Genomic DNA, 18,236 nt, shown 5'->3' with positions numbered 1-18,236 from the left:
CCGCGGCGGCGCCCCCCGCCGAGACCTGCTGCTGACGCCGGGACATCCGGTTCCACCAGGCTCCGGCCGCGACACCGCCCGGGGTCGCGGCGAGGTACCCCGTGGCACCGAAGCCGACGACCAGCGGAAGCACGATCCCGCGCAGGCCGACGTTGACGTCCATGAGTTCCGCGTACACCTCGCGGCAGTCCCCGCAGTCGTCCATGTGGCGGTCGACCTTGGTGGTGTCGCGCTTGGACAACCCGCCTCGCACGTAGGCGCCGAGCAGCGCCAGGGTGGGGCGGCACGCCTCGGCCGCTCCCCCGCCCGCCAGGTGCATCTGGAGGTAGGCCTGGCGCAGGCCCTCGCGCGCCCGGTAGGCGAGGGCGGCCACACCGTTGGCGTTCATCCCGAGGATGGTGGCCGCCTCGGCGGGCTTGACCCCCTCGATCTCCGTGTGCCACAGCACGGACTGCCAGCGTTCGGGCAGCGAGAGGAAGGCCCGGGCGATCAGCGAGCGTTCGAGGCCCTCCAGTGCGGGGTCCACGAAGGGTTCACCGGAGTCGTAGCTCTCCATGTCGTCGGTGACGACCTGGCGTCTGTCCCCTCGGCCCCGGTCGTAGGCGGCGTTGCGGACCGCCGTGAGCAGGTAGGGGCGGAAGGCGTCGCTGGGTCCGCCGCCGCGCTGGATGACGCTGAGCACCTTGGTGAACGCCTCGGCGACCGCGTCCTCGACCTCGGCCTCACCACGCAGAAGCTGGCGGGCGAGGCCCCGGGCGGCCCCAGCGTGGCGTTCGTAGAGAGTGCCGTAGGCGGCGTTGTCACCGGACTTCACCCGATCGATGATCTCCGCGTCACCGATGAGTGTCTCGGTGTGCTCTCCGTCCGCGTCGGTCACCCAGCGCCCTTTCCCTCGTTGTCCCTTGTCCCCCCGCCGCGAGCCGGATCCGCGGTACGGGAAGCAGGGGTTCGGCGTCGGAGAATCACGTGCTCGGAAAAAATATCTCGTATCCGCGTCATAGCCGCTACCGATCTCCGTGATTGGGGTGAGGGCGAACGAGGGGGACCCGCCGCGGGGGCGCGGGCCCACCTTCGTTCACCTGGCCAAACAACGACCGGGAGCGATGCCGTGGGCGAGACCGAAGTGGGAACCGGAACGCGGGGCCGTGTGGTTCACCGTGCCCGGGAGCTGCGGGCGCCGTGGGGGCGCCGGAGCGGTGAGCGGGGATGGAACCCGGCCGAGGACTGGTGGACGCCCTCCGTGGACGCCGTCTGTGAGGCGCACACCACCGGAAGCGACCTCACCGAACCCTGCTCGCGGCTCGGGGAGGCCCGGGCCCGTTCGGGGGTGGGGATCGGTCGGGCGCTGGCCGACCTCGACGCCTTCCGCGAGGTCGTGGGCTGGGACCGCCTCCCGCTCGACCTGGTCCGCGCGTTGGCCGACGGCTGGGTCGAGGGGGGCCGGGGCCGCGACACCTGCCAGGACCCGCTCACCGGCCTGGCCAACGAGGCGTACCTGCGCACGCGCATCCGCGAGCTGTACCGGAGCGTGGAGGAGACGGTCCCGGCCGCGTTCGATCACCGACTCGTGGTGCTGGCGCTGGACCCCACCCTCGACCCGTGGCGGCGCGCGGCTCGGCTGATCGTGCTCGGGCACGAGCTGAACCGCTTCTTCACCCGAGGCGAGTCAGTGTGCCTGGTCAGCCGGGCCAGGATCGCGGTGGTGGCCCGGGAGGTGCCCGTGCTCGGGACCGAGATCGACGAGCTGCGCTCGGGGATCGGCTGGGAGCACGGCGCGGCCGTGTGGTCGGTGCCGTTGCCCGCGACCCACCGCGAGGCGGCCGCCCTGATCGACGGTCTGGGCGGGCCCGTCCGCGACGAATGACCCTCCGACGCCGCTTCGGTCCGCACGCCCTTCCAGAGGGGAGAGGGCCGGGTCCGAAGCGGCCGCCGACCGCCGCGCACGTCTGAGGGGGCGTTCGCGGGGCGGTCGGCACCGTTCGACGCGCCAGGGTCATCTGGCCCCCACGAGAGGGCGGCCCGCGAGGCTGTCGAACGGGAAAAGGCGCCGCCAGTCGGCGCCCGGGGGCGCGCTCACACAGGGGAGGTGGGCGCGCCCTCCGTCATGTCAGCGGTCTCTCCCGCCGCCGATCAGTCCGAAGCTGACCCGGAAGAGCAACCTGCCCACCAACGAGGTGGGGACCGGCCTCACCACGCCGGACGCCTTCCACCTGCCCCCGCTGCCCGGGTTCGGGTACCTGAAGGTGGACACCACCGTCTACCCGCGGTTCAAGGCCGGATACGTGTCCGGCGCCTACCGGGGCCCGGTGGTCGAGGATGACGAGGACGAGGACAGGGCCCCTCCGCCTGTACTCCGCCTGCACCCCTCCGCCCGAGGACGACGACGTGGCCGCGCCCGAAGAGGGCTCCTCCATGCCGTCCGGGACCAACGGCCCCACTCTGCTGGACGTGCTGGTCAGCCAGCTCGGCCGCCACGGCGAACCCACACGGGCGATCCCCGGGGAACATCGGCCGCCCGCGGAACTGAGTCAGCGAAACGGTCGCTCCCGAGAAAGGGAAGGGCATTTCGTTGTGACTCCGGCGGTCGGAGCGCTCACGAAACGTGGCGCGGGAAAGACGTGAAGCGACGCAGTGGTCACCAGGTGTCATATGCGACCGGTGGTATCCATAGAACGCAAAAGCCCTGGTATTTTCCGTGAATGCTCTCACGGTTTTCCGGGTTTTTCGTCGGCGCCTTCTTCGGTCTGGTGTTCGTGCTGGTCAACAGCGGTCCGCCGCTCCCCGCGCCGATCGCCCTCACCGTGCGCGTCCTTGCCGTGGGAGTGGCCGTCGCGATCGTCGTCATGGCCGTGCTCGCCCTGCGAAAGGCCTCCCCGAGTGAGGGCGACCCCTCCTCTCGGCCGCGGTTCGGGGCCTTCTTCGGTGTGGTGACCATGATCGAGGTGGCGCTGATCATCGGCGGCGCGATGACCATCAGCCGGCTCGACGGGGTACCGGACCAGGCCGGTGTGGCCTGGGTGGCCCTGATCGTCGGCCTGCACTTCCTCCCGCTGGCCTGGCACTGGAGACAGCGGGAGATCCTCGTCGTGGCCGGGTACACCACTGCTTTGGGAGCGGTCGGCCTGGGCATGGCCCTGACCGGTCACCCGGACTGGGTGCCGCTGGTCAGCGGCGTCGTCACCGGTGCGGGCATGCTGCTCGGCAGCCTCGGCGGCGTGGTGTGGGTGGCGCGCGGCCGGTGACTCAGTCGGGCAGTTCGCCCAGACCGAAGTACGGCAGGCACGGTTCCAGTCCCGCGACGTCGACCGGGACCGTGCGGTGCCGCTCCCAGTCCTCCCGGGTGAGCCGGAACCTGGTCTCCCGAACCTGCTCGCCCCGGACGGCGAGCAGGTTGGTCCCGTCGGGTCGGTAACCGAGCCTGCGGGTCACCCCCCGTGAGGCGGTCGAGGTCTCGAAGGCCTCGGAGACCGCGGCCTCCGCGCCCAGCTCCGCGAAGGCCAGGTGGAGCACGGCGGCGCGCATCTCCGTGCCGAGCCCCCTGCCCTGGTACCGCTGGGTGAGCCACGAACCCGTGCTCACCTGGCGAGCCACGCCGAAGTCCTTCGCTGTCAGGTCCTGGACCCCGATCACGGTGTCCTCGTGCACCACGACCGCGTTGAACGTCCACTGCTCCGGGGTCCACGCCGCCATGGCGGCCCAGTTGTGCTGGATGACCCCGAGCGCCAGGCGGGCGGGAGTCCGGTCCGTCCACGGGGTGAGGAACGGCATCCGCTCCGGGTCATGGACACCCGCCACGGCGGCCTCCGCAAGCTGGGAGAGGTCCTGGTCGGAGGGCATCCTCAGCTGGAGGCGCGGTGTGTTCAACCGGAGCCCCGCCGGGGGGAAGTGGTCTGCGATCATGTCCCGATTCTGCGGACGCCGCTCCGGGTTGTCACCCTGGTTTCAGCGAACCAGGTCCCCGACGAGCTCGGCCAGCTCACCGGCGGCGGACCGGCCCCCGGTGGCCTCGCGGACCGTCCAGCCGCGCATCCCGGCCAGGTGCGCCGGGTGCGCGTAGGCGGGGTCGGTGAGCAGGTACCCGCACGGCGCGTCCGGCCAGTCCGGGACGGTGGGCAGGCGCTCGGTGCGGTAGGCGGCGGGTTCGCCCTCCCGAGCCGGCACTTCGGTGAGGAGCTGGTTCCGGGCGAGGTCGGCGCGGGTCGGGCTGCCCGGCTGCGGCAGGGGGGCGTTCACCAGCACGTAGCCGAGGACCGGGCGGTGCGCGGAGCGCTGGGCCGCCCCGACGGCACCGAGGAGGGGGCCGCCGTCCCCCTCCGCGACCAGCACGACGGGGGTGCGGTCGCCGACCAGTCGGCCGATCTCCAGGCTCGCCCGGGCCACGTAGCGGGCGGCGTGGGGGGCGGTGCCGTCGTCCGGGATCTCCGGGAAGACCGGGGAGGGGACGAGGTCGGCGGCGTCGGGGAGGGAGAAGGCAGCACCGAGGGTGGGGGGAAGCAGGACGGTGATCACTCGGGGTCGCCCGCCCGGGTCTCGTCCCTGACCCAGGCCAGGTAGGACGGGTTTCCACCGGTCACGGGAGTGGCGATGACCTCGGGGACGTCGTAGGGGTGCGTCTGCACCAGGTGCGCGACGAGGTCGTCCAAGCGGTCCGCCTGGGTCTTGATCACCACCGTCCACTCCTGGTCGGCCTGGACCCCGCCCTCCCAGCGGTAGAAGCTGGAGATCGGCCCGCCCACCTGGGCGCAGGCCGCCAGCCGGTGCCGGACGACGGACCGGGCCACCTCCTCGGCTCCCTCGCGACTGTCCGCGGTGGTCTCCACCCGGACCGCTCCGGTGTGCTCCTGCATGGTCGTCCCAACTAGGGCGGAGCCGCCCTGGTCCGCGCGGCCCCACCCGGTGTTCTAGGCTCACTGGTCATGAGCGAACGTGATGAACTCCTGCGTCAGATCAACGATAAGGCGGTCGTGCGCGGGAAGGTGACCCTGTCCTCCGGCAAGGAGGCCGACTACTACGTCGACCTGCGCCGGATCACCCTGGACGGGGAGGCCGCGCCGCTGGTCGGTTCGGTCCTGCTGGACACCGTGGAGGACCTGGAGTTCGACGCGGTGGGCGGTCTGACCCTGGGCGCCGACCCGGTGGCCGCCGCGATGCTGCACGCCGCGCACGCGCGCGGCCGCAAGCTGGACGCCTTCGTGGTGCGCAAGGCGGGCAAGGCGCACGGGCTCCAGCGGCGGATCGAGGGCCCGGACGTGAAGGGCCGCCGTGTCCTCGCGCTGGAGGACACCTCCACCACCGGCGGTTCGGTGATGACCGCGGTGGAGGCGCTGCGTGAGGCGGGTGCCGAGGTCGTGGCGGTCGCGCTGATCGTCGACCGCGGCGCGCGCGGGCGGCTGGAGGAGGAGGGCCTGGAGTACCGGCCCGTCTTCGAGGTCTCCGACCTGGACGTGTGACCGCCGGGTCCGTGCGGTGGGGCGTGTTCGCGTCCCACCACGGGCCGGGTCTACGGCTTGAGGGTGAAGCTGTGTCCCGGGGCGCGGTCGGAGACGTCGCGCTGGACACCGTTGACGTGCACCTCGACGGCGGTCGGGTCACCGATGGAGACTTCGAGGCCCTGGTCGTTGTCCGGGTAGGTCACGGAGCTGCCCTGGGCGAGTTCCTGGTCCAGGAGCACGTCCCCGCCGGGGACGCGGACGAACACGTCGCTGGACTGGCCCACCACGCGGATGTGGAGGACACCCATGTCGTCGGGGTCCACACTCTCGGCCGCGGCCTCGGACGCGTTGACGCTGACGCTGGAGGCGTTGCTCGGGAGGGACTGGTACAGGAAGTACCCGCCGAGGGCCACCATGGCGACCAAGAGCACGACGGCCCCGACGATGGCCATCACCTGGCCAACGCCGCGCGGATCATTCCTATGCCTTCCCACGGCGACGAATGTAGCGCGTATCACGACAAAAAGCGACAGCGGCCACCTGGAGCACACGGTTTCGGAGCCGGGCGTGAAAAAATCGGCCGGGAATCCACCGCCTCTTCCGGGACCCCTCACCGGACCCTCCCTTATCGTCACCGTAAGGTGCTGGTACGTCGCCGATCCCGAGCATTTTGGTCTAGACCTTTCCAACGGCTCCGGGTATTCGGGATACTTGGACGACACCTGGCGGACGCTTCCGGGCGCGAGGCCCACGGGCCGACCCCCGACGGCCCGGAATCCTCCGCCGGGGAAACGCACGTGGGGTGCCGCCGTTACGCGAGGGTTTCGCGTCGGCGGCCGCTCGCTCCAGGCCGAACCAGGGAGAGTCAAGCCATGCCCATCGCCAGTCCCGAGGTCTACACCGAGATGCTGAGCCGCGCGAAGTCCGAGGGCTTCGCCTACCCGGCGATCAACGTGACCTCCAGCCAGACGCTGCACGCCGCCCTGCGCGGCTTCGCCGAGGCCGAAAGCGACGGCATCGTCCAGATTTCCACCGGTGGCGCGGAGTTCCTCTCCGGTGCTTCGGTCAAGGACATGGTCACCGGCTCGGTCGCCTTCGCCGAGTTCGCTCGCGTGGTCGCCGCCAAGTACCCGGTGAACATCGCCCTGCACACCGACCACTGCCCGAAGAACAAGCTCGACGGCTTCGTGCGTCCGCTGCTGGAGATCTCCAAGGAGCGCGTGGCCAAGGGCCAGGAGCCGCTGTTCCAGTCCCACATGTGGGACGGCTCCGCGGTCGAGCTGGAGGAGAACCTCCAGATCGCGGACGAGCTGCTCGCCGCCTCGAAGGCCGCCCGCACCATCCTGGAGATCGAGGTCGGTGTCGTCGGCGGTGAGGAGGACGGCATCGTCGGCGAGATCAACGAGAAGCTGTACACCACCCCGGAGGACGCCCTGCGTACCGCCGAGGTGCTGGGCCTGGGCGAGAAGGGCTACTACCTGACCGCCCTGACCTTCGGCAACGTGCACGGCTCGTACAAGCCTGGCTTCGTGAAGCTGCGTCCCGAGGTCCTGAAGGCCGCCCAGGAGGCCGTCGCCGCCAAGCACGGCAAGGCCCGGGCGTTCGACTTCGTGTTCCACGGCGGCTCCGGCTCCACCATGGAGGAGATCCACGAGGCGATCGACTACGGCGTCGTGAAGATGAACATCGACACCGACACCCAGTACGCCTACACGCGTCCGGTCGTCGACCACATCCTGAAGAACTACGACGGCGTGCTGAAGGTCGACGGCGAGATCGGCGACAAGAAGGCCTACGACCCCCGCGCCTACGGCAAGGTCGCCGAGGCCGGCATGGCCGCCCGCGTGGTCGAGGGTGCCCAGCACCTGAAGTCCGCCGGGAACAAGATGAAGTAGGCTCCCCGGCCTCCGTGCGGTGCCCGTCGGCCTCGGCCGGCGGGCACCGTCGTCCTTTCCGGGCTCCTCACCGGGGCACCGGTCACCTCCGGCACGCGCCGGGCGGTGTCCGGGTTCGTTGTGCGCCACGGCGCCGGACTGAACCGGGTGAGCGCGTACGCGGACGTGGAACGGGACGGGTGGTCCGCCCCGGACCTGCTGGGCGGCGCGACGGCCCCCGCGTCGGCGGCGGACCGGCGGTCACGGGCGTGGGCACGCACGCGGTGGCGCACGGCTCCGCCGCCCGTACCCGAAGGCACGGGGTGGCGGCGGGCCGAACCCGCCCCGGAAGCCCTGAACCTCCCGGAGACCACCGTGACCGCGGATACACCCGGTCTCCCCGGAACCGTTGTGGCCCGGTGGCAGGATGGGGACATGAACCTGCACCAGAACCTGCTGAACGAGCCGCCCGAGACCCGCCTGGCCGACAACCCCGAGGCGCGCGAGGCCCTGGCCTACTCCGACGACCCCACACCGGTGGCCGGCCGGTTCCCGAGCTACTCCGCCGCGTGGGCCCGCTTGGCCGAGCTGGCCCTGGCCGACGGCCAGCCGGTGACCGCCTACGCGTACGCCCGGACCGGGTACCACCGCGGGCTGGACCAGCTGCGCCGCTCGGGCTGGAAGGGCCACGGCCCGGTTCCGTGGGACCACGAGCCCAACCAGGGCTTCCTGCGCGCCCTGCACGCCCTGAGCCAGGCCTCGGCGCAGATCGGTGACACCGAGGAGGCGGAGCGCTGCGCCACCTTCCTGCGCGAGTCGAGCGCGGAGGCGGACCGGGTCCTGAACGGCTGAGCCCGGCGCACCCTGTGACGGGCCCGGCCAGTGCCCCCTCGCTCCGGCCGGGCCCGTCGGCGTACCCGGGACCGGGGCTGAGGGAGTCCGCACCGCCCCTGACAGTGTGGGAACTCGCACGCGCCCGACGGGAACGGGGCCCGGTCCCCACGCCCCACCCCGCCGTCAGCGGTTCCGGAAGGCGGCGCCCGGACACGGCTACCCGAGTGCCGCAAAGCCCCACTTAACCCGGATGCGCAGGTCGTGTACGCTCAATACGCAACGGCCCCTGTCGCTGCCTTGCGCCAGGGGTTCTTCCATGTTCGGGGTCGGAAAAGCCCCGGTCAGGTGTCGAGCGAAGAGGTAGAGACCAATGCCGGCGATCACGCTCGTGGGTGCCCAGTGGGGCGACGAGGGCAAGGGCAAGGCGACCGACCTGGTCGGTGACCGCGTGGACTACGTGGTCCGTTACCAGGGCGGCAACAACGCCGGGCACACGGTGGTCATCGGCGACCAGAAATACGCCCTCCACCTGCTGCCGTCCGGCATCCTGTCCCCGAACGTCGTCCCGGTCATCGCCAACGGCGTCGTCATCGACCCGGGCGTGCTGTTCGAGGAGCTGCGCGGCCTCCAGGAGCGGGGCGTGGACACCTCCCGCCTGGTCATCTCGGCCAACGCGCACCTGATCATGCCCTACCACCGGGCCCTCGACAAGGTCAGCGAGCGCTTCCTCGGCAAGGGCAAGATCGGCACCACCGGTCGCGGCATCGGCCCGACCTACGCGGACAAGGTCACCCGCCAGGGCGTGCGCGTGCAGGACATGTTCGACCCCAAGATCCTGCGCAAGAAGATCGAGCTCGCCCTCCACGACAAGAACCAGATCCTCACCAAGGTGTACAACCGGCGGGCCCTGGAGGCCGAGCCGATCATCGAGGAGTACCTGGGCTACGCCGAGAAGCTGCGCCCGCACGTCGCGGACACCTCGCTGATCCTCAACAAGGCGCTGGACGAGGGCAAGACGGTCTACCTGGAGGGCTCGCAGGGCACCCTCCTGGACATCGACCACGGCACCTACCCGTTCGTGACGTCGTCCTCCCCCACCTCCGGCGGCGCCGCGGCGGGCGCGGGCATCGGCCCCAACCGCATCACCAAGGTCGTCGGCATCCTCAAGGCCTACACCACGCGTGTCGGCTCCGGCCCCTTCCCGACCGAGCTCCTCGACGAGCAGGGCGCCTGGCTGCGCACCCAGGGCGGCGAGTACGGCGTGACCACCGGCCGCGACCGCCGCTGCGGCTGGTTCGACGCCCCGATCGCCCGTTACGCCACCCGGATCAACGGCATCACCGACTTCTTCCTGACCAAGCTCGACGTGCTCACCGGTCTGGAGCGCATCCCCGTGTGCGTCGCCTACGACGTCGACGGCGTGCGCCACGACGAGATCCCGATGACGCAGACCGACTTCCACCACGCGACGCCGATCTACGAGTACTTCGAGGGTTGGTCCGAGGACATCACCGGCGCCCGGAAATTCGAGGAACTCCCCAAGAACGCGCAGGCTTACGTGCGTACCCTTGAGGAGATGGCCGGTGCCCCGATCTCCGCCATCGGCGTCGGTCCGGGCCGCGAGGAAACCCTCCAGCTGCGTTCCCTGGTCTGACCCGGCGACACTCCACCTTCCTCCAGTAGAAGAAGAGGCCCCCTGTAGTGAAAGCGCTCGTTCTCGGCGGCGGAGGCCGCGAGCACGCACTCGTCCGAGCTCTGTCCCTTGATCCGGGCGTCACCAGCATCCACAGCGCCCCCGGCAACCCGGGCATCTCCGACCTCTCCGAGAACCACGTCATCAACGTGACGGACGGGCTGGCGGTGACCGAGCTGGCCGCGCGCATCCGCGCCGAGCTGGTCGTGATCGGCCCGGAGGCGCCGCTGGTGGCCGGGGTGGCCGACGCCCTTCGCGACCGGGGCATCCCGGTGTTCGGTCCCGACAAGGAGGCCGCGCGGCTGGAGGGGTCCAAGGCCTTCGCCAAGGAGGTCATGGAGGCCGCCGGAGTACCCACCGCGAAGGCACGGGTGTGCCGGAGCGCCAGCCAGGTCTCCGAGGCCCTCGACGAGTTCGGCGCCCCGTACGTGGTGAAGAACGACGGTCTGGCCGCGGGCAAGGGCGTGGTGGTGACCGAGGACCGCGCCCTCGCCGAGCGGCACGCCCGCGAGTGCGGCCGCGTGGTCATCGAGGAGTACCTCGACGGCCCCGAGGTCTCCCTGTTCGTGCTCACCGACGGCGCCCACGCGCTGCCGCTGCTGCCCGCCCAGGACTTCAAGCGCGCCTACGACGGCGACCAGGGGCCCAACACGGGCGGCATGGGCGCGTACGCCCCGGTGCCGTGGGCCCCGGCCGGGCTGGTGGACGAGGTCATGGAGTCGGTCGTGCGGCCGACCGTGTCCGAGATGAACCGCCGTGGCCACCGCTACCAGGGTCTGCTCTACGTGGGTCTGGCGCTGACCTCGAAGGGTCCGCGCGTGGTGGAGTTCAACGCGCGCTTCGGCGACCCGGAGACGCAGGTCGTGCTGGACCGGCTGGCCACCCCGATCGGGGCGGTCCTCCAGGCCACCGACACCGGCGGCCTGGGTGCGATCGGTTCGCTCCAGTGGAAGTCGGGCGCGGCGGTGACCGTCGTGGTCGCCGCGGAGAACTACCCGGGCGACCCGGTCAAGGGTGACCTGATCGGCGGCCTGGAGGCCGCGAACGCCCTGGAGGGGGCCTACGTGCTGCACGCGGGCACCGCCTGGGACGGGGTGCGCGACGTCAAGGCCAACGGCGGCCGCGTGCTGAACGTGGTCGGCACCGGCGCGGACCTGCGCCAGGCCCGTGAGCGCGCCTACGAGGCGGCGAGCAGGATCGAGCTGCGCGGTTCGTTCTACCGTTCCGACATCGCCGAGCGCGCCGCCGCCGAGGTCTGACTCCGCGCCAGCCCCTCCTGGGCGACACACCACGGAGTTCCCACGGGGCCCGCGGCCATGCGGCCGTGGGCCCCGCGCGTGTCCCGTCCCGCGTGTTGACCGGGGGCCGCCCGACCAGGTGGAGCGGCGGGAACGCGATACTGGAGGTGTCCGCCCCGCGCGGGCACCGACGGCTCCCGGGGCCCGGCACCGCCCGGTGGGCCCCACGTCGCACAGACGGCGAGGGCGTGGCTGGGATGCTTGCGCCGGTGGCAGCGGAGCCGCCATCGACGCGAGCGGCCGTCTCTCCCCTACTGTGCGCTGCCGGGCAAGCTCCGCGGTCTCGCGCGGCGGGGGCCGGGCGACCTCCCGCAGGCCGTGGAGCGAGACCGCCCCTCCTGTGCACCGCTGTGCGAGCTCCGCAGTCGCACACCGGGGCCCGCCCGGGGTTGGCTGTCCGGGCTCCATCCGCGCGGCGAGAGGCCGCCTGGTGGTCGCGAGCGCGGAATGATCCAGAGAACACGCCCAAGACCCAGAGAGAAGCGTCATGAGTGGCTTCGTCACCGTTCCCGAGCCCGTCGAGGTTCCGGGGCTCACCCACCTGCACACCGGCAAGGTGCGCGACCTGTACTCGACGGACTCCGGCGCGCTGGTGATGGTGGCCAGCGACCGGGTGTCGGCCTTCGACTGGGTGCTGCCCACGGAGATCCCCGGCAAGGGCCGTCTGCTCACCCAGCTGTCCCTGTGGTGGTTCGAGCGCCTCGGCGACCTCGTGGCCAACCACGTCGTCTCCGACACCCCGCCCGAGGGCGCACCCGCCGACTGGGCCGGGCGCACGCTCGTCTGTGAGCGGCTGGACATGGTGCCGGTGGAGTGCGTGGCGCGCGGCTACCTGGCCGGGTCCGGACTGGCCGAGTACCGGGTGGACCGCACGGTGTGCGGCGTCCCCCTCCCCGAGGGCCTGGTCGACGGCTCCGAGCTGCCCGAGCCGGTGTTCACCCCGGCCACCAAGGCGGAGGTGGGCGACCACGACGAGAACGTGTCGTTCGAGGTCGTGGCGGCGCGGCACGGGGAGAAGCTCGCCACGGAGCTGCGCGACCTCACCCTGCGCGTGTACGGGCGCGGCCGGGACGTCGCACGGGAGCGCGGCGTGATCCTCGCCGACACCAAGTTCGAGTTCGGCCGTTCCGCGTCCGGCGACCTCGTCCTCGCGGACGAGGTGTTCACCCCGGACTCGTCCCGGTACTGGCCCGCCGACGAATGGAACCCGGGGCACTCCCAGCCGTCCTTCGACAAGCAGATCCTGCGCGACTGGCTGACCTCGCCCGCCTCGGGCTGGGACCGCGCGTCGGACACGCCGCCCCCGGAGCTTCCCGAGAACGTGGTGGAGCGCACTCTGTCCCGCTACGCGGAGATCCATGAGCGTTTGACCGGCACCAAACCCGCTCTCTGACCGACGCGCACCGCGTGATTCCGCGCACGGGGACGACGTTTCGGCTGTGGGAGCGCGTATGGTGGTGAGGTCGTATGCAACACCGAAGTAACGGACAGCCATGCGTACGACCCATGGTCTCTCCCTCCGGCGTAATGCCTCTTTGGCCGTTTGGCGGGACTTCAACCGCGATCAGCGGGTATACCACGTTCTGGGCCGTTTGACGTGATCCGCTTGCTATAGAGTCATCGCGAACCGACCGGCTCACCGGCCGTGCAGGTCACACACAGACGGTCGCAACGTTTCAGGGCGAACCCGCGTCTCAAACGCATACAGGCGAGACCCGACGAGGGTGACCCTTTTTCACATCTGCCTCACGAAGGAGCACATGAGCATGGGCCAGGAGGTTCGTTACCGCGTCCGCGGCGGACGCCCCCTCAGCGGAACGGCGTTCATCCAAGGCGCGAAGAACGCCGTCCTGCCGATGATCGGGGCCGCCCTGCTGGCGTCCAAGGGACGTACCGTGCTGCGGAACGTCCCCGTCATCGAGGACGTCTACCGCGCGATCGAGCTCGCCGAGCACGTGGGTGCCAAGGTGGAGTTCCACGAGTCCGAGCGCACCGTCGTCATTGACGCGTGCGGCCTCAACGACCCCGAGCGTGCCGTCCTGCCCGCCGATATCGCGGCCCGCTTCCGCGGCTCCGTGCTCTTCGTGCCGGCCCTGATGCACCGCACCGGCCGCGCCCGCATCGAGGGCGTCGGCGGTTGCAACCTCGGCAGCCGCAACCTCGACTTCCACTACCGCGGCTTCGCCCGCCTGGGCGCGGAGGTCACCGAGGACCTGGAGCGCAACCACATCAACGTGGAGGCGAGCAAGCTCCGGGGCGGCCGTCTGTACCTGGACACCCCGTCCCACACCGGTACCGAGAACCTCCTCATGGCGGCCGTGCTGGCTCCTGGCACCACCGTGATCGAGCACGCGGCTCTTGAGCCCGAGGTCATCGACGTCATCAACTTCCTGACCGCCATGGGCGCGAAGATCAGCGGTGGCGGCACCGGCCTGATCACCGTCGAGGGCGTCAAGGAGCTCACCGCCGTCGAGCACAGCATCATGGCCGACCGCATCGACGCCGGCGTGTTCGCGATGACCGTCGCCGCCACCGGTGGCGAGGTCAGCCTCGTGGGCGCCCACCTGGACCACCTGGGTGTGGCCCGTTGGAAACTCGAGCAGATGGGCGTCGGCTTCTCCCAGGAGGGCGCCGTCCTGCACGTCCAGCGGGACCCGTCCGTGCCGCTGCGCCCGATCAACGCGGTGACCTCGCCGTTCCCGGGCTTCGCCACGGACCTCCAGTCGCCGCTGATGGCGCTGGCCACCCTGGCCGAAGGCGAGAGCTACATCCACGAGGCCATCTACGACGGCCGCTTCGCCCTGGCCGACGAGCTCAACAAGATGGGCGCCAAGATCGAGGTCGAGGGCACCCGCGCCATCGTGCACGGTTCCACGAACCTGCGCGGCGCCGAGGTGATCGCCCACGATCTGCGCACCGGCGCGGCCCTGGTTCTCGCCGGACTGGTCGCCGAAGGTGAGACAATCGTGGCGCCTGGTTATCTGGTTGACCGCGGTCACGCTCAGTTCGCGACGCGGCTCGCCGCGCTGGGCGGCGACGTGGAGCGCGTCACCGTCTCGTAGGAGCCGTAGGCGCAGTTCAAGCCGGGGTGGGGGGCTTCCTCCCACCCGGGCTTTCGGCGTTGATATGGAAAACGATCTTCTTTGGCCCCGCACAATGGGTACGATCTCGGCAATCATGCCGTGACAGAGATCGGGTCGGGAAACCAGTGGGCGCACATAGTGAAGAGCGTGGAATGGTAGCGGGGAGCAACCCGAGGTGAGTGCGCAGCGTACTGGCGATTTGACGATCGGCGTCATAGGACCTCATGAGGTGGTCGAACGGGTCATGCTCATGGGTCCGGGGTCCACTGGACCCCTGAACGCCAGACTCATCGCCGCCGCCTACCGAGACGAGCAAGAGGCGACGGACAAGGTCGTCAGGCTGGGGTCGGCCATCGACGCCTACCTGTTCGCCAGTCCCGTCCCCTACGAGTTCGCACGGAAGGCGGGCGTGTTGACCATGCCCGCGACGTTCGTGCCGCTCGGCGGGGCGAGCCTGCATGAGGCCCTGCTCCGAGCGACACTGGACGATCGTTACGACCCGACCAGAGCAAGCCTCGACGTGCTCAGCCGCGCCGACGTGGTGGAGGCCTACTCCGAGGTCGACCTGCCCGTGGACGGCATCCACGTGCACGAGGAGCTGACCAACACGGCCCAGCTGACGTCCTTCCACGAGGGGCTGTGGCGGCGCAAGGCCACCAAGATGGCGATCACCTGTGTGCGCGGCGTCGCCGAGCGCCTGGAGGCCATAGGGGTTCCGGTGATCCGGCTGCGGCCCACCAACGCCGGTGTGCGCAGCGCGCTCCAGACCGCCGGTCTGCTGGGCGCGCACCACCGCCTGGAGGAGGCCCAGCTCGGTGTGGTCGTCGTGGACGTGCCCACGCTGCGCGACTCCTCCCGGCGTTCCACCCCGCGCTACTGGCGTGAGGAGCTGCGGCTGTCACTGCACCGGCTGCTGCTCCAGGAGGCCCACCGGATCAACGCGACGGCGCACCGACTGGACGACCACTCGTTCATGGTGACCGCCACGCGCGGTTCGCTGGTGACCGCCACCGAGGGGTTCCGGCAGCCCCCGTTCGTGGAGCGCATCAAGGCGGAGCTGGGCATCGCGATCGAGGTGGGCATCGGCATGGGCCGGACCACCCAGGACGCGGAGTCGCACGCCCGCGCGGCGCTCAACCGGGCACAGGCCTCCCGGCAGAGCTTCGCGGTGGACCGCGAGGGCCGTTCGCTGGTCCCGGCGCAGCGCGCCCCGGCCCGGCAGTCGTCCGAGCCGCTGCGTACCAAGGGCCGCGAGACCCTGGTCCGGCTCTCGGAGAAGATCGCCGAGGAGGACGGGCCGCTGGTGGTGGACGCGGAGAACGCCGGGCGCATGCTCGGGGTCACCTCCCGGACCGCGCGGCGCCTGCTGCGCACCCTGGTGGAGGAGGGCCTGGCCTGGCCCCTGCCGCCCAACCGCACGCTTCAGCCCGGCCGCCCGCGCCAGCTCTACCGCCTCATCGTGGAGAAGCTGGACAAGGACGCGGCGGGCAAGTAGTTCGCACGTACACCCGAACGGGGGCGGATCCCATGCGTGGGGGCCGCCCCCGTCGGCGTCGGCGGGTTCACACGCCTGTGGCCGTGGCCGCAGGGAGTGTGTCAGCGCCCGTGTGTCAGCGCCCGTGTGTCAGCGCCGCTTGGCGTAGGCGGTCGCGACGGAGAGGAAGACGTCGTTCTCCTCGGGGGTGCCGAGGGTGACCCGGGCCCCCTCTCCGTCGAACGGACGCACGGAGACGCCCGCCTCCGCGCAGGCGGCGGCGAAGTCGAGGGTGTCCTCAGCCAGCCGCAGCCACACGAAGTTGGCCTCGGTGGGGGGCACGGTCCACCCCGAGGCCACGAGGGCGTCACGGACGCGCTCACGCTCCTTCACGGTGGTCTCCACGCGCTCGAGGAGCTCGGCCTCCGCGTCCAGTGAGGCGATCCCGGCCGCCTGGGCGAGGTGGTTGACCGCGAAGGGGACGAGGGTCTTGCGCACGGCGTCGGTCACCGGTGGGTGGCCGACGAGGAACCCGAGGCGGACGGCGGCCAGGCCGTAGGCCTTCGAGAAGGTGCGCAGGACCGCGACGTTGGGGCGGTCCCGGTACAGGGTCACGCCGTCGGGGACCTCGGGGTCGCGCACGTACTCGCGGTAGGCCTCGTCGAGGACGACCAGCACGTGGTCGGGGACGCGGTCGAGGAAGTCGACCAGTTCCCGCTCCCGGACGGCGGTGCCGGTCGGGTTGTTGGGGTTGCACACCAGCACCATGCGGGTGTCGTCGGTGATCGCGGCGAGGAGTGCCTCGAGGTCGTGGGTCTCGTCCCTGAGGGGCACCCGGACCGAGGTGACGCCGGACAGCTCGGCCAGCAGGGGGTAGGCCTCGAAGGAGCGCCAGGCGTAGACGACCTCGGCGCCCGGTTCCCCGACCGCCTCCAGGAGCTGCTGGAGCATGCCGACGGAGCCGGCGCCGAGCGCGACGTGCTCCTCCGGGACGTCCAGGTGCCCGGCGAGCCTGGCGACGAGCTCGGCGGCGCCCGGGTCCGGGTAGCGGTTGAGGTCGGCGGAGGCCCTGGCGATGGCCTCACGCACGGACGGGAGCGGCCCGAGGGGGCTCTCGTTGGACGACAGCTTGATGGAGCGCCCGTCCGGCCCGACGACCTTGCGGCCGGGCTTGTAGGCGGGGATGGACTCCAGTACCGCCCGCAGATATGGCGATTTCGACTCCGACACCATTGTCCTTCCTCAATACTTTGTGCTAACCCCGCGACACTCTCAGCAATGAGAGGTCCGGGTCGGTCACCGCTCCAAGCGGAAATATCGCACAAATGAGGAGATACCACCATGCGTTTGCGTCATCGTTCTGCCCGTTCCGCAGCGGGCGCGTCCCTGCCCGCCGCAGTCGCGCTGACCTCGGTGATCGTCCTGAGCGCGTGCGGAGGAACGGACGAGGGGCAGAGCGAGGACCCCAACGCCGAGGCCGCCGCCCAGCTGCACGACGCCCAGCCGATCAACGTCGGGGACGTCACCCTGCTACCCGAGAGCAGCGAGGCCGGAACCTACTCCGAGCTTGTCACAGTGCAGTACTCGGAGGAGGTCCGGGCCTCCACCGAACTGGACAAGCCCGAGTGCATGGACGCCGCCAACCGGTGGGGCGACCTGGAGGCCGTGCGCGACGCCCCCACCTCGGTGGCCGCCTACGAGTGGGACAAGGGCAACGTCTCGCACATCCTCGTCCGGCTCGACGAGGGCTCGGCCGCCGAGGCGCTGGCCGTCAAGCCCCCGGAGACCTGCGCCGAGTACACCGCCACCTACGAGGACGGCAGCAGCTCCGAGTACGGGGTCACCGACCTCGACGTCCCCCCGGTGGGCGACGAGTCGCGGTCCTTCGCCATCCAGGTCAACGACGACGGGGGCGAGAACCACATGTACACCGTCATGTACCGCAACGGTGACCTGCTGGGCACCACCTCCGTGATGGGCCCCGGTGAGGCCGAGGACTACGAGCAGCTGCTCCTGGACTTCACCGAGGCCGCCATCACACGACAGGGCCAGATGCTCTGACCTCGTCGGGGAGACCGCGCCCGGACTCGCCCGGGAACTCCTTGGCAAGGGTCCCGGGCCTGGCTCCGCCCCGACCCTGGGCCTCGTCGCGCCTGGCCGCCTCACGCGGCCGGGGCAGCCTGCGCGGCGGCCCCTGGAGGTCGAGCGTGGTCACCGCGCCGAAGGAGGCGATCACGGTGCCGCTCTCCCGGTCCACCAGGACCGCGCGCACGCCGGTCCGGCGCGGGCCGTCGATCCGCACCCCGTACACCACGTCCACGCGGCGTCCGTGGCGCAGGCCGTCGTAGCGCAGGAACCGCCAGCAGCCGTGCCGCCAGGTCTCCTCGGGGTCGTTCTTGAGCATCACCTTGGCGTTGGTCCGCCAGACCTCGCTGCCCCGCAGGCGGCGCAGGACGCGGCGCTCGGAGACCTCGCGCACCGCGCAGGGCTCACGAGTGGTGAACCGGTCCGCGGCCTCGCGCAGCTCGGGGCTGAGCAGGGCCAGCAC

Annotated in this window: 17 protein-coding genes and 2 pseudogenes; 12 read left to right on the top strand and 7 right to left on the bottom strand. The window is 71.1% G+C overall.

Going from position 1 to position 18,236, the window contains the following annotated elements; translation table 11 throughout:
• A partial coding sequence (locus tag D452_RS28185) for a sigma-70 family RNA polymerase sigma factor (RefSeq protein ID WP_017544413.1) occupies nucleotides 1–877 on the bottom strand: 877 nt, incomplete at its 3' end.
• 231 nt (nucleotides 878–1,108) lie between these two features.
• Between D452_RS28185 and D452_RS0112110 the strand changes: the two genes are divergently transcribed.
• From D452_RS0112110 to D452_RS0112100, 3 genes and pseudogenes are all read left to right on the top strand, one after another.
• Complete coding sequence (locus D452_RS0112110) at nucleotides 1,109–1,864, top strand: hypothetical protein (RefSeq protein ID WP_017544412.1); 756 nt, start codon at nucleotides 1,109–1,111, stop codon at nucleotides 1,862–1,864.
• 307 nt (nucleotides 1,865–2,171) lie between these two features.
• Nucleotides 2,172–2,496 (top strand): annotated as a pseudogene (locus D452_RS31375) (hypothetical protein); the annotation flags it as partial.
• A 203-nt stretch (nucleotides 2,497–2,699) separates the two neighbouring features.
• A complete protein-coding gene (locus tag D452_RS0112100) occupies nucleotides 2,700–3,242 on the top strand; it encodes a hypothetical protein (RefSeq protein ID WP_017544410.1) in 543 nt (180 codons plus the stop codon).
• Nucleotide 3,243: 1 nt separating this feature from the next.
• Here D452_RS0112100 and D452_RS0112095 read toward each other — a convergent pair whose 3' ends face one another.
• From D452_RS0112095 to cutA, 3 genes are read right to left on the bottom strand one after another with little or no spacing between them, the layout of a single operon-like run.
• Entirely contained in the window at nucleotides 3,244–3,900 is a 657-nt protein-coding gene (locus D452_RS0112095; RefSeq protein WP_017544409.1) for a GNAT family N-acetyltransferase, read from the bottom strand.
• A gap of 42 nt (nucleotides 3,901–3,942) precedes the next feature.
• Nucleotides 3,943–4,509 carry a hypothetical protein gene (locus tag D452_RS0112090; RefSeq protein WP_017544408.1) on the bottom strand — a complete coding sequence of 189 codons (567 nt, stop codon included), beginning with the start codon at nucleotides 4,507–4,509 and terminating at the stop codon, nucleotides 3,943–3,945.
• A complete protein-coding gene (cutA, locus tag D452_RS0112085) occupies nucleotides 4,506–4,847 on the bottom strand; it encodes a divalent-cation tolerance protein CutA (RefSeq protein ID WP_017544407.1) in 342 nt (113 codons plus the stop codon). Before cutA ends, D452_RS0112090 begins: the two co-directional genes overlap by 4 nt.
• Nucleotides 4,848–4,916: 69 nt before the next feature.
• Here cutA and pyrE point away from each other — a divergent pair, with 69 nt between their 5' ends.
• Nucleotides 4,917–5,450, top strand: a complete 534-nt coding sequence (gene pyrE / locus D452_RS0112080; protein WP_017544406.1) for an orotate phosphoribosyltransferase — start codon at nucleotides 4,917–4,919, stop codon at nucleotides 5,448–5,450.
• Nucleotides 5,451–5,500: 50 nt separating this feature from the next.
• Here the strand turns inward: pyrE and D452_RS0112075 are convergent, their stop codons facing one another.
• Entirely contained in the window at nucleotides 5,501–5,884 is a 384-nt protein-coding gene (locus D452_RS0112075) for a RodZ domain-containing protein (protein WP_017544405.1), read from the bottom strand.
• A 420-nt stretch (nucleotides 5,885–6,304) separates the two neighbouring features.
• Here D452_RS0112075 and fbaA point away from each other — a divergent pair, with 420 nt between their 5' ends.
• The 7 genes from fbaA (at nucleotide 6,305) to D452_RS0112040 (ending at nucleotide 15,709) form a co-directional block, all read left to right on the top strand.
• Nucleotides 6,305–7,327, top strand: a complete 1,023-nt coding sequence (fbaA, locus tag D452_RS0112070) for a class II fructose-bisphosphate aldolase (RefSeq protein WP_017544404.1) — start codon at nucleotides 6,305–6,307, stop codon at nucleotides 7,325–7,327.
• A gap of 414 nt (nucleotides 7,328–7,741) precedes the next feature.
• Complete coding sequence (locus D452_RS0112065; RefSeq protein ID WP_026129224.1) at nucleotides 7,742–8,158, top strand: DUF3151 domain-containing protein; 417 nt, start codon at nucleotides 7,742–7,744, stop codon at nucleotides 8,156–8,158.
• Between the two features lie 352 nt (nucleotides 8,159–8,510).
• Nucleotides 8,511–9,794: an adenylosuccinate synthase gene (locus D452_RS0112060; RefSeq protein WP_017544402.1), complete on the top strand. Its 1,284-nt coding sequence runs from the start codon at nucleotides 8,511–8,513 to the stop codon at nucleotides 9,792–9,794.
• A 47-nt stretch (nucleotides 9,795–9,841) separates the two neighbouring features.
• Nucleotides 9,842–11,092 (top strand): phosphoribosylamine--glycine ligase, encoded by a 1,251-nt coding sequence (gene purD, locus D452_RS0112055; protein ID WP_017544401.1) that lies wholly within the window; start codon nucleotides 9,842–9,844, stop codon nucleotides 11,090–11,092.
• Nucleotides 11,093–11,618: 526 nt separating this feature from the next.
• Nucleotides 11,619–12,524 (top strand): phosphoribosylaminoimidazolesuccinocarboxamide synthase, encoded by a 906-nt coding sequence (locus tag D452_RS0112050; RefSeq protein ID WP_017544400.1) that lies wholly within the window; start codon nucleotides 11,619–11,621, stop codon nucleotides 12,522–12,524.
• A 373-nt stretch (nucleotides 12,525–12,897) separates the two neighbouring features.
• Nucleotides 12,898–14,193 (top strand): UDP-N-acetylglucosamine 1-carboxyvinyltransferase, encoded by a 1,296-nt coding sequence (gene murA / locus D452_RS0112045; protein WP_017544399.1) that lies wholly within the window; start codon nucleotides 12,898–12,900, stop codon nucleotides 14,191–14,193.
• Nucleotides 14,194–14,443: 250 nt separating this feature from the next.
• Nucleotides 14,444–15,709: a hypothetical protein gene (locus tag D452_RS0112040; protein WP_017544398.1), complete on the top strand. Its 1,266-nt coding sequence runs from the start codon at nucleotides 14,444–14,446 to the stop codon at nucleotides 15,707–15,709.
• A gap of 129 nt (nucleotides 15,710–15,838) precedes the next feature.
• On the opposite strand, the gene hisC is transcribed toward D452_RS0112040, so the two are convergent.
• A complete protein-coding gene (gene hisC, locus D452_RS0112035) occupies nucleotides 15,839–16,921 on the bottom strand; it encodes a histidinol-phosphate transaminase (RefSeq protein WP_017544397.1) in 1,083 nt (360 codons plus the stop codon).
• A gap of 108 nt (nucleotides 16,922–17,029) precedes the next feature.
• On the opposite strand from hisC, the gene D452_RS0112030 reads away from it, so the two are divergent.
• Nucleotides 17,030–17,749, top strand: coding sequence for a hypothetical protein (locus tag D452_RS0112030; protein ID WP_051061297.1), 720 nt, complete (start codon nucleotides 17,030–17,032; stop codon nucleotides 17,747–17,749).
• On the opposite strand, the pseudogene D452_RS28175 reads toward D452_RS0112030, so the two are convergent.
• Nucleotides 17,724–18,236: pseudogene (locus tag D452_RS28175) on the bottom strand (MauE/DoxX family redox-associated membrane protein); the annotation flags it as partial. The gene D452_RS0112030 and the pseudogene D452_RS28175 overlap by 26 nt on opposite strands.

The sequence above is a fragment of the Nocardiopsis prasina DSM 43845 genome (assembly GCF_000341265.1).
In the GTDB taxonomy this organism is placed as follows: Bacteria; Actinomycetota; Actinomycetes; order Streptosporangiales; family Streptosporangiaceae; genus Nocardiopsis; species Nocardiopsis prasina.
Note: the sequence above shows the minus strand (reverse complement) of the source record. Positions and strands in the feature narration are given on the sequence as shown.